The organism is Novosphingobium sp. APW14, assembly GCF_032337075.1.
GTDB lineage: Bacteria > Pseudomonadota > Alphaproteobacteria > Sphingomonadales > Sphingomonadaceae > Novosphingobium.
The window spans coordinates 24,651-36,054 of sequence record NZ_JAVYAB010000006.1; the positions used below are offsets into that span (position 1 = coordinate 24,651).

General features: G+C 65.0%; 9 protein-coding genes. 3 read left to right on the top strand and 6 right to left on the bottom strand.

Annotated features, from left to right (window positions below):
• Positions 1-59 precede the first annotated feature (59 nt).
• Positions 60-1,070: a hypothetical protein gene (locus tag RQP55_RS08840; RefSeq protein WP_315609820.1), complete on the top strand. Its 1,011-nt coding sequence runs from the start codon at positions 60-62 to the stop codon at positions 1,068-1,070.
• On the opposite strand, the gene RQP55_RS08845 is transcribed toward RQP55_RS08840, so the two are convergent.
• From RQP55_RS08845 to xseA, 5 genes are all read right to left on the bottom strand, one after another.
• The gene (locus tag RQP55_RS08845) at positions 1,061-2,563 is read right to left on the bottom strand and encodes a tetratricopeptide repeat-containing sulfotransferase family protein (protein ID WP_315609821.1); all 1,503 of its coding nucleotides are present in this window, start codon (positions 2,561-2,563) and stop codon (positions 1,061-1,063) included. The two genes, RQP55_RS08840 and RQP55_RS08845, sit on opposite strands and share 10 nt — an antisense overlap.
• A 90-nt stretch (positions 2,564-2,653) precedes the next feature.
• Positions 2,654-5,632, bottom strand: a complete 2,979-nt coding sequence (locus tag RQP55_RS08850) for a TonB-dependent receptor domain-containing protein (protein WP_315609978.1) — start codon at positions 5,630-5,632, stop codon at positions 2,654-2,656.
• A gap of 318 nt (positions 5,633-5,950) precedes the next feature.
• Positions 5,951-6,832, bottom strand: a complete 882-nt coding sequence (locus tag RQP55_RS08855) for a M23 family metallopeptidase (RefSeq protein WP_315609822.1) — start codon at positions 6,830-6,832, stop codon at positions 5,951-5,953.
• A 12-nt stretch (positions 6,833-6,844) separates the two neighbouring features.
• A complete protein-coding gene (locus RQP55_RS08860; protein ID WP_315609823.1) occupies positions 6,845-7,048 on the bottom strand; it encodes a DUF2093 domain-containing protein in 204 nt (67 codons plus the stop codon).
• Between the two features lie 28 nt (positions 7,049-7,076).
• Positions 7,077-8,480, bottom strand: a complete 1,404-nt coding sequence (gene xseA, locus RQP55_RS08865; RefSeq protein WP_315609824.1) for an exodeoxyribonuclease VII large subunit — start codon at positions 8,478-8,480, stop codon at positions 7,077-7,079.
• Between xseA and purD the strand changes: the two genes are divergently transcribed.
• Positions 8,479-9,759 carry a phosphoribosylamine--glycine ligase gene (purD, locus tag RQP55_RS08870; RefSeq protein ID WP_315609825.1) on the top strand — a complete coding sequence of 427 codons (1,281 nt, stop codon included), beginning with the start codon at positions 8,479-8,481 and terminating at the stop codon, positions 9,757-9,759. The two genes, xseA and purD, sit on opposite strands and share 2 nt — an antisense overlap.
• Here the strand turns inward: purD and RQP55_RS08875 are convergent.
• A complete protein-coding gene (locus tag RQP55_RS08875; protein ID WP_315609826.1) occupies positions 9,756-10,751 on the bottom strand; it encodes an adenosine kinase in 996 nt (331 codons plus the stop codon). The genes purD and RQP55_RS08875 overlap by 4 nt on opposite strands.
• 135 nt (positions 10,752-10,886) lie before the next feature.
• Between RQP55_RS08875 and RQP55_RS08880 the strand changes: the two genes are divergently transcribed.
• Positions 10,887-11,330 (top strand): hypothetical protein, encoded by a 444-nt coding sequence (locus RQP55_RS08880; protein WP_315609827.1) that lies wholly within the window; start codon positions 10,887-10,889, stop codon positions 11,328-11,330.
• The last annotated feature ends 74 nt before the right edge of the window (positions 11,331-11,404 follow it).

Genomic DNA, 11,404 nt, shown 5'->3' on the forward strand with positions numbered 1-11,404 from the left:
GAAGCCACAGCGGCAAGCGGCAGTTGCGATGCGCGCTCGCGCGCCCTAGACCCTGTGGCATGACTGCTGCACCCGCATTTGACCTGGGCAACGCCGAATGGCTGGCCCACCGCTATGTCGAGAGCGACGATGCGGTGCGTTTCATCCACCTGCCGCGCGCGGAGCATGAAAGCCAGGCGTTCCTAATCGATACGCTGCTGGGGCAGCGGCCGACCTCGCCCGATCTCCCGGCCGAGCCGCTGTTGGCGCAGCCGCGCGGCAAGCTGCACTTCCTGTTCCACTCGGCATTTTGTGGCTCGACCCTGCTGGCCCGGGCGCTGTCGGCGCCCGGGATAGCCATGGGGCTGAGCGAGCCGGCGATCCTCAACGATGTAGTCGGGTACCGACGGCGCGGGGCCCCGCCGCCAGCCGTGGCGCGCGCGGCTGATCTTGCGCTGCGTTTGCTGGGCCGGCCGTTCGGCCCTGGCGAAGCGGTGATCGTCAAACCATCCAACATTCTGAATCCGCTGGCCGAGCTGCTGCTGGCGCTGGAGGATCAAGCGCAAGCGTTGTTCCTCTTTGCCTCGCTCGAAACCTTCCTGGTTTCCGTTGCGCGAAAGGGGCTGCATTGCCGGGCCTGGGTGCGTGAGCTGCTGGAAGGTTACGTCCAGGATAACTTCGTCCACCTTGGCTTCGCGCCCGAGGACTACTTCCGCCTGACCGACCTGCAGGTGGCTGCAGTCGGCTGGTTGGCGCAACATCAGCATTTTACTGCCCTGTCAGCCAAGCTGGGCGGCCGTATCGGCAGTCTCGACGCTGATGTGCTGACAGACCAACCTGAAGCGGCCATTGCCGCCGTCGCCGCACATTTCGATCTGACGCTTGACGCAGCCGACATTGCCAATGGCCCCGCTTTCAGACGCAATTCGAAAAATGGGTCGAGCTACTCTCCGGCGGCGCGTAGTGCGGACTATGCTGCCGCCCGGACCGCTTACGGCGAGGAGATCGCCATGGTGGTCACATGGGCCGGAGCGGTGGCGAACAATGTCGGGCTCACGCTCGACGGCCCCAACCCCTTGCTTCAGGCGTAACCCAGTTTCTCGATCCACGGTTGAAGGATCGGCAGCACGGGATCAAAATGCCGAGCAAAGGGTTCCCATTGCCCCCGGCCATCATAGAGCCCTCGGCGGACTTGGCTGGCACTGGCCGTGGCAACGCCCCGATCGCGAGCCGTACGATCGAACCGGCGCAGCGATTCGTCCCAAGGCAGATCGAGGAAAGCACAGAGCTGCCGGGTGGTGCCATCGAAGTCCCGCACCAGTGCATGGTAATCGACCTCGTGGAAAGCCAGCGGCAGACAAATGCGCGCAACCTCGATCAGCTCCATCATCGCCGCATAGTGCCGGGCCGCACGCTCAAGGCTGGTAAATTCAAGGGCTGCGCTGGTGAGGGCGAAGCTGGTGCGGAAGCAGCTTAGAACGACGTCACGCGGATCGCGGCGCATGATGAGGACCTTGGCCTGGGGAAACAGGCGGGCAATCAACGGCAGGCGCGTGGCCTTAAGCGGATCCATATCAACAAACGTCTTTCCGGCAGGCTCGACGCCGGCGGCGCCGACCTTGTCCCAATAGGCTTGGACAAGGCCCGCCAGGTCCGCCGGCGGCAGCCCGGCAAGGCGGGTGATCCCACCAGGTTCGGCCAGAAAAGCCCGGTCAGATTCAACCAACGTCGGGCGCTCTTCGAGTGCAGAGACAGAGGGGAGAGAGGCCAGGACATTTTCGACCAGCGTCGTGCCCGAACGCGGATAGCCAAGCAGAAAGACATGACGGGCGGCAGCATCGGGCGGGGCAGGTGGTGCCGGCTGGTGCCAAGCGGCATGCGCGGCGGAGCAGACTTCGGCCGTGATCCGCCGGATCAGGTCGCGGTGCGTTTCCCGCGTTCCCGGCGGCGGTTCATAAAGCGCGGCGTAAGCGGCTTGAGCCTCAGAGTAGGCAGCAAAGGCGGTGTTGGCATCGCTGCAACGGGCGAGGGCATCGCCATAGGTGGTTAGAAGCTGGACGCGTTCAGATGACGGGTGTCCGGGCTTCGTAGCCAGAGGGCTTAGAAGGTCGCGGGCAGCAGCCGCGTTGCCGGCCTCCAGCTCCACACCAGCCAGCGCCGTGGCGGCAAGGGCGTTGTCGGGGTCGGCGGCAAGGGCGGCTTCGCCGTGTTGGCGGGCGCGAAGCGGATCGCCATCGCGGGCAGCCAGGCCCGCCAGGCCGGCGTGGGCCTGGGCATTTCCAGGCTCCAGCACGAGGACCTGTTGGTAGCAATCCGCGGCAGCCGGGAACGAGCCCCCGGCGTTGAAGACAAATGCCCGTTCGAGCCAGGCTTCGGCGCAGCGGGGATCGACGCGGATGGCGGCATCGCATTGCAGGATCGCATCGCGCAGGCGCCCTTGCTGGCGCAGGAGCGAGGCCATTCCGACCCGCGCAAGCGGGTCTGCCGACGGTTCGCTCAAGAGCGCTGCAAACAAGCTCTCGGCCGTGGGGTAATTGCCCTCGGCCAGCGCGGTCCAGGCTTGGTGAAGTACCTCAGAAGACATGTTGGTCGCTTGATGCGCGGTGGCAGCGCAAAAAGAAAGGGGGCGGGCATTGCTGCCCACCCCCGATCTTTTGGTTCAGGTTCTGAGTGATCAGAACTTGACGCGAGCCGAGACCGCGAAGCGGCGACCCAGTGCGTCGTAGGTCGACGGATAGGTGTTACCGCTGTTGTACGAGGTCGAACCGATCGAGCTACCGACGACCGGCGGATCCTTGTCGAACAGGTTCTGCACAGCTGCAGTCAGCGTCAGGTTGTCATTGACGTTGAAGCGCAGGCTGAGGTCGAACCAATCGTAGGCACCGATCTTGCCGAAGTTGACGGTTTCACCTTCACGGTAGCCGAAGCCGGCCGGAAGCGGACCAGCGAAGGCCGCACCGGTTCCGGTAACGTCATCCGGCTCCTGCTGCATGCCCGAGATGTGGCGCCACAGCACCGACGCATCGAACTTGCCGAAGGTGAAGGTGTTGCGCCACGACCACTGCCACTTCGGCTGCATCGAGCCGGTGAAGCCGCAGTTCGCGCTGTAGTAACCGACGCATTCGCGGTCGGTGTTCAGCGGGCTGTTCACGTTCGCGTTGAAGGTCTGCGAGATCGCATAGTTCAGCACGAAGCCCGAGCTCCACTTGGCCAGGCCAAGGTCCTTCGAGTAGTTCGCGATCAGGTCGATACCGTCGGTCTTCAGACGGCCGCTGTTGCTCAGGGTCTGCGGGAGGCCCAGCGTGGTGGCCGGGTCACCGTCCAGACCACCGGTCACCGGGTTACGGCGAATGGCGGTGCAGAGCGGATCAGCAGCCGAACCGCTGGTGATGCCCGACGGGGCCGGGCTGCCGAAGCAGGCCGCGATCACGTCGCCCGAGGTCGGGGCGCCGATTTCTTCGGTGACCTTGATGTTGTAGTAGTCAACCGAGAGCGAGAAGCCCGGCAGGAACTGCGGCTGGAATACCGCGCCGACAGTCCAGGTGGTGGCCTTTTCCGGAGCAAGGGCAATGTTGCCGCCGCCGGTCGAGTTGGCCTGAGCCGCAGTCGGGTTCAGGATCGAGCCGATCGTGCCAGCCGGAGCGCCCTGCGCAAGGCAGACCGCGCGGAGGTTGGCGTTGCTGACCGGGGCCGAACCGGCGCACGGGTCGGCCGCGAGGCTGGTCAGGCCCGTCGAGACCGGCGAGAACAGTTCGCCGATGTTCGGGGCGCGCACAGCGCGGGCGTAGTTGCCGCGCAGCTTGATGTCATCAACCGGCTCCCAGCTCAGACCGACCTTGTAGGTCCAGTCGTTGTTGGTGCCGCCACCGTTGATCTTCTGGCTCGAGTAACGCGCACCAGCTTCAAGGGTCAGGCTCTTGGCAAAGGCCTTGTCTTCGAGCAGCGGAGCGATGATTTCGCCGTAGCCTTCGTAGACCTTGTAGGCGCCCTTGATGTCCGGAGCAGCACCGCCGGCGCCACCGAGTTCACCCGGGGTCTTGGCCAGAACGTCCGAAGCCTGCTGAGCGTTATAGTTGCGGTATTCCGCACCAAGCGCGAAGCCGATCGGCTCGCTCGCACCCGGCGAGGTCAGACCGAGGTCGCCCGAGAGCACGCCGCGGATCTGGGCCAGCGAGGTCTTCACCTGGGTGGTGCTGTCGTCCGAAAGGAAGTCAGCAGCCGCAGCCGAGATCGAACCAGCCGTGCCGAACGGGTTCACCGGGACGCAGCCACCGGTGTTGGTGATGCAGGTCGTGGTGTTGTTGGCCAGCAGGGCCTGCCGCCAGCGCGATTGCAGGGTGTAGTTCTTGATCGCCTGGAGCTTGTCCGACTCACCATAGGCAGCCGAAACGTCCCAGTTGATCGACGAGCTAACCGCGCCACGGGCGCCGACGCGATAGTCGAACACGGTCGAGGTGTAGTTGCTGATACGCGGGCCAACTTCCGTCGCGCGACGCGACAGGTTGAAGGTCACGGTGCGGTAGTTCGGGTCGCTCGGACCGGTCGCGGTAGCAGCGGCGGCGCAGATGGCCGGGCTGTACAGCGGGGTGTAAGCACCGCCGGTTGCCGTGTTGAATGCGCAGAACTGGTTGCGCAGGGTCGTCGGCATGTAGGGGTTGTTCAGGTTCATCGTCACCGAACCACCGAACGAGCCCGACGGCGCGATGATGGTGTCGATGGTGTTCTTCGAGAACAGCCCGCGGGTGTACACTTCCACCGAGTCGCTGATTTCATAATTCGCCTGGGCGAAGATGTTGTAGCGCTTAAACGGCGTCTGGAAGATGTTGTACGGGTTGAAGTTGAAGAACTGGTAGGTGCCGACAGCGGCACCGTTCTGCAGCTGGCGGGTGCCGCCGTTTGCAACGGTGCCATCGGTGTTCGGCGTGGTGGTGCCAGCGATCAGCGGACGGGTGCCGGTGATACGAGCCGGAACGCCCGTGCCCGAACCGCCCAGCGTGCCCGAGTAGGAGTCGATGCCGAAGACCGAGAAGTCACGGTCGCCCTGGTAAACCGGGTCCGATTCCTGATAGCCAATGCTCAAGACAGCGTTACCGCGGCCATCGTCGAAGTTGGCACCGATGGTAAGGTCGGAACGCAGGTAGTTGCCGTCGCCCTTGCCGGTGATCTGCTCACCAACCGAAAGATCAACGCCAGCGAAGTCCTTCTTGGTGACGAAGTTCACCACGCCGGTGATAGCGTCAGCACCATAGGTGGTCACGGCCGCGCCGGTCAGCGCGTCAACGCGGCTGACGAGAGCGAGCGGGATGTTGTTGAGGTCGACGCGGCCAGCAAGGTCAGCCGGGACGATGCGGTTGCCGTCGAGCAGCACGATGTTGCGGTTCGAGCCGAGGCCGCGAAGGTCGACGTACGACGAGCCGCCGTTGCCGTTGTTGACGGCCGTACCGATGTTCGGAACGATACCCGGAACTTCGCGCAGGACTTCTTCAGCCGTGTTCGACTGCTTCAGTTCGATCGCGTCCGAGGTGGTGACGTTGACCGGGTTGGCTTGTTCAAGGTTGGGGTTGCGGATCAGCGAGCCGGTAACGACGATCGTCTGATCGGCAGCGGCATCTTCTTCCGCGGTCTGCGCAAAGGCAGCGGTCGACGAAAGCATGGCAACGGCAGTGCCGGCCAGAGCCAGCGACTGCAGGCAGGTTGCGCTCGAAAGCGTTTTCTTGGTGGTTTTCACAGGTCAGTCCCTCTGTAGATCCCCTGGGTTTCCCCATGAGGATTCCTAATCATCCGGTCCCGGTCAGAGCACAGCCCCCGCCGAAATTACGGATAGATGGGCGGCTCATGGCGAAAAGGCACGCAACGAGCAAAGCTTTTCGGGGGGCGGCGGGCATTCATTGCAGAATTGTTGCAACGCAGCCACAGGGTGAGCGAGTTGTTGTAATTTTATTACATTCACGTCGAATCTGGCGTAATTGTGCTACACCGCGGCGCGCCAGGCCTTCGGTACAGCGGGCATCGGCGGGACGAACAGCTGCGCATCCAACCTTGAATCTCGCCACTTGAGGCTCCAATGCAGGTGCGGCCCGGTTGCGCGCCCGGTTGCCCCGATGCGACCGATAAATTGGCCCTGGCGCACCACTTCCCCAACCCCCACCGCCAGTTCCGAACAGTGCAGGAAGGCGCTGTTCAGGCCCATCCCGTGATCGACCATCAGCAAACGTCCCTCGAGTGAGAAGGGGCTGGTGGCCGCCAGCATCACCACCCCATCAGCGGGGGCAACAAAAGGAGTGCCGCTCGCGCCGGTGGCGATGTCAGTCCCGGAATGATAGCTGCCGGGGGAGCCATTATAGATCCGCTGCGAGCCAAACCGGCCCGAAATGCGGCCGATGACCGGCCAGATCATGTTTTGCCGCCAACCGTCCGCTCCGCGCTCGATCGCCCGGGCGGCATTGATCTGGGCCAGTTCGGCGGCGCGGCGGCGGGCAAATTCCTCGCTCGGCGGAGAGCCCGGCCGGGGTCCGATCGGAATATGTTCGATTTGCCAAGCCCGGGCAGCAACCGGGACCGTGAAATCGTCGATTGTCCCGTCAGCCCTTTCCGCAACAATTCGCGCCACCGGGCCGGCATCGCGATCGAAAGCGATCAGGAAGCGGCCATCAGGGGCAATCTGCACGGACCTGCCATTAAGCGCCAGATGCGCAGTGCCCCGCGGGACAACCCCGCGCGCCCAGCCGCCCTGGGCCAATTGTCCGCTCAGCACAAAGTGCGGCCGTTCCTCGGCGGCAAGCACACGCTGCAAGCCGATGGCTCCGGCGCCCGCCATGCAGAAGCTGCCAAAGATGAACGCGCGGCGGTCCATCGCCGCGCCCGCTCAGTTCTGTCCCAGCAGGTGTCGCGTTGCCGTTTCGGGAGAAACGTAGGCTTCCTGACGTTCAACACTCCAATACCGGAGCGTTTCAAGTGCAATCGCTTCGCCCGTGGCGGCGCAAACCACATGCTTGCCCGGCGTCAGGACGCGGAAGCCATTGGCCTGGTAGAACAAGGTGGCAGGACGATCGGAAGCGGACATCAGCATGATGGGGTATCCTAAACCATTGTCGAAGCTAGAGCAATTTTCCTTGCTCCGGCGGCGGCGCCTTTGGCGCAGGCCGGGAACGGCTCGCCGCAGCGGCGGGCGGGGCATCCCCGGCCCTGACTACCAAGTCGCCGTCGCGGAAGTGCAACAGCAGGCTGTCCTGATTCGCTGCAGCCGCCCGCGTGGTCAGCGTCGCACCGTCAGCCCCGGTCACCCGCACGTACCCCCGTTGCAGCACCGCATCCGGATTGAGCGAGGCGTGGAGCCGCGCCAGACCGGCCAGCCGCTCCTGCGCCCGATCCAGGCGCGCCGACAGCAGGGGCAACGATAGCCGGCTATCAACGCGCTGGAAGGCATTTCGCGCCAGGTGGGTCCGGTCAACCAGTGCCCGCCGCAACCGTTCCGCGGCCTGATCAAGCCTTTGCGCATGCGGACTGAACAGTGCCTGCGGCTTAGGCAGCCGCTCGGCGCGGGCCAGCAGCCGCTCGCGCCCCAGTTGCAACGGGCGGTTGGCCGCGCGCCGGTTTCGCAGGCCAAGTTCGGCCAACTGCTGCGCCAGCTCCTCGCGAACCGGGACAGCAACCTCAGCCGCTGCCGTCGGAGTTGGTGCGCGCAGGTCGGCGGCGAAATCAACTAAGGTGGTATCGGTCTCATGCCCGACTGCAGAGATCACCGGGATCGGGCAGTCCGCCACGGCGCGAACCACCACTTCCTCGTTAAAGCACCACAGGTCCTCGATCGAACCGCCGCCACGCGCAACGATTACCAGGTCGGGCCGCGGGATCTCACCGCCTCCCTCCAACGTGCCAAACCCGCGCACGGCCGACGCAACCTGCTCAGCCGCACCCTGCCCCTGCACGAGCACTGGCCAGACCAGCACCTGCACCGGAAAACGATCAGCCAGGCGGTGGAGGATGTCGCGAATCACCGCGCCAGTTGGCGAGGTTACCACCCCGATCACGCGCGGCAGGAAGGGCAGGCGGCGTTTGCGGGCGGGATCAAACAGGCCCTCGGCCTCAAGCCGCGCCTTGGTCTTGGCGAGTAGTGCCAGCAGCGCCCCTTCGCCTGCAATTTCCATGCGGTCGATTACGACCTGATAGTTGGAGCGGCCGGGATAGGTCGTCAGCTTGCCAGTGACGATCACTTCCACCCCGTCCTCGGGATTGAAGCCGAGCCGCTGGGCATTGCCGCGCCACATCACCCCGTCGATCCGCGCATTCTCGTCTTTGAGCGAAAGGTAGACGTGGCCGGAGGCGGCGCGTTTTACACCCGAAAGCTCGCCCCGAATTCGGACAAAACCGAAGCGATCCTCAACCACGCGCTTCAAAGCGGCAGATATCTCGCTGACAGAAAGGGCCGCGGCGTTGTCCCCGGCGGCGTCCTTCGCTACCAGCCCAGCGTCTTCTTCGTCTTCGTAATAAGGACCGGGCATGAACATCCTGCTGTTGGGATCTGGCGGGCGCGAACATGCGCTGGCATGGAAGCTGGCACAATCCCCGCAGTGCACAAAGCTGTTCGCCGCACCCGGCAACCCGGGGATTGCGAACCATGCCGCGCTGGTTGTGCTTGATGCAACCGACCACGCTGCGGTGATCGCCTTTTGCACTGCACAGTCGATTGGTTTGGTCGTCGTTGGCCCCGAGGCTCCGCTGGTCGATGGCCTGACCGATAGCCTGCGCGCCGCGGGCATTCCTGTATTCGGGCCGAGCAAGGCGGCAGCCCAGCTGGAAGGCTCAAAGGCTTTCACCAAGGAACTGTGCGCCCGGCATAACATCCCGACTGCCGGGTTCGAGCGCGTGCGCAGCGAAGCCGAAGGGCTGGCCGCGCTCGCCCGCTTCGGCGCGCCGGTAGTAGTCAAGGCCGATGGCCTTGCCGCCGGCAAGGGCGTGACCGTGGCCATGACCACGGCCGAGGCGGAAGAGGCCGTGCGCGAAATCTTTTCCGGCAGGTTCGGCGAGGCCGGGGCCGAGGCCGTGATCGAGGAATTCCTGGAAGGCGAAGAGGCCAGCTTCTTTGCCCTGACCGACGGACACACGGTCGTTCCGCTTGGCTCGGCCCAGGATCACAAGCGCGTTGGCGAAGGCGATACAGGCCCCAATACCGGCGGAATGGGCGCCTATAGCCCCGCACCGGTCCTGACCCCGCTGCTGACCGGCGAGGCACTGGAACGGATCGTGGTCCCGACCGTGCGGGCCATGGCAAGCGAAGGCACACCCTATTCCGGGGTGCTCTATGCCGGGCTGATGCTGACCAGGAACGGCGTCCAGCTGATCGAATACAATGCCCGGTTCGGTGATCCCGAATGCCAGGTGCTGATGCTGCGGCTGGAGGATGATCTGGTCGACCTGCTCATGGCCTGTGCCGAGAGCAAGCTGGCGAGCATTGCCCCGCCGCGGCTCTCACCCGAAACCGCGCTGACTGTGGTGATGGCCGCGCAAGGCTATCCGGGCACCCCGCAGAAGGGCGGGGCGATTGCCGGTGTCGAATCCGCCGAAGCGAGCGGCGCAAAGGTGTTCCACGCAGGCACTGCAACAGCCGGCGGCCAGCTTGTTGCCGCTGGTGGCCGCGTACTCAATGTCACCGCGCGCGGGGCAAGCGTGCGCGAAGCCCAGCAACGCGCCTATGCGGCAGTCGACCTGATTGATGCCCCGGACCTGTTCTGCCGCCGCGATATCGGCTGGCGCGAAGTGGCGCGCGAGGGCGAAGCCTAACCCAGCCGCGCTTTAACCAGCGCAGTCAGGTCCGCCTCTGGCCGCGCGCCAAAGTGCGAGATGATCTCGCCTGCGCAAATCGCGCCAAGCGTCAGGCATTCGCTGAGCGGGCGGTCATTGACGTGACCATAGAGGAAACCGGCGGCAAACAGGTCCCCCGCGCCGGTGGTATCAACCACCCGTGATACGGGCTCGGCCGGCACCGCAGTGCGCTGGCCATGGGCAACAGCCACTGCACCGTGTTCGCTCCGGGTGACGACCAGCACGGGTACCTTGTCCTGCAGGGCGGCAAGGCCGGCGTCGAAATCCGCTTCCCCGGTCAGCGCCGCCAGTTCGACATGGTTGGCGAACAGGATATCGATCTGGCCCTCGGCAATCAGCGCGCGGAAATCATCGCCATGGCGTTCGATCACGAAGGCGTCGGACAGGGTGAAGGCAACCTGCCGGCCCGCCGAACGCGCCGCAGCGATCGCGCGGCGCATGGCAGCCCGCGGCTCTTCCGGATCCCACAGATAGCCTTCAAGATAGAGCACCTTGGCCTTGGCAATCGCGGCTTCGTCCAGGGCTGCCGGCGGCAGGTATTGCGACGCGCCAAGGAAGGTGTTCATCGTCCGCTGACCATCGGGTGTCACGAAGATCAGGCAGCGAGCGGTTGGCGGATCGCCAGCGCGAACCGGAGTGGCAAACGCGATTCCGCCGGCGCGGATGTCGTGGGCGAAGACCTCGCCCAGCTGGTCGTCCGCGACCTGCCCGATGAAGGCGCAGTTCGCGCCGAGCGCAGCCAGGCCGGCAAGGGTATTCGCCGCCGAACCGCCCGAAATCTCACGCGCGGGACCCATCGCTGCGTAAAGCTCCTTGGCGCGCGCCGTATCAATCAGGGTCATGCCTCCGCGAACCAGGCCCAGCTGTTCGATCAGGTCATCGCCACAAGGGGCCATGACATCGACGATGGCGTTGCCAATGGCGATGACATCGATGGTGGATGCAGACACAGGGAATCCTTTGTGCGGAGGGCAGTTACAACCGGCGCGCCTAGCCATCATTCTGCCGCAGGGCAAGGCAGCCCACCGTTGACAGGCGCCGAAGCAGCGGCAATGCCGCCGCCATGCTGAACGCGTGCCTATCCGATGCGGCCTAAGTCCCTGCTTCTGCTGGCCGTGATCCCGGCGCTGGCCGCCTGTGCCAGCAGCGGGCCGCCGCAACGCTCAAAAAGCACCGGCGCAAGACCGCCCGTGACCCGTCCGGTCGCCCGCCCGGCGATGACCCCGGTCCGGCCCGCGGTGCGCACCCCGCCGCCCGCTGCCCGCGTGCAAAGCCTGCCCGGTCTGGAAGGCGTGATTGGCGCAAACGCCGGCGAGCTGATGCGCCAGTTCGGCAATCCGCGGCTGGACGTGATAGAAGGCGATGCCCGCAAGCTGCAATATGTCGGCGCGGCCTGCGTGCTTGAAATCTTTCTCTACCCCGCAGAGCGCGGGCGTGAGCCCCAGGCCACCTATGTCGAGGCCCGCCGCGCCAGCGATGGCCAGGATGTTGACCGCGCCGCCTGCGTGGCTGCGCTACGGACGCGCTGATCACCCGTGGCCGCGGGGTAACCACCCCTTAACTCAGGTTTGCGAAGGCCTGCGGCGGAAACATTTCCGGGGGT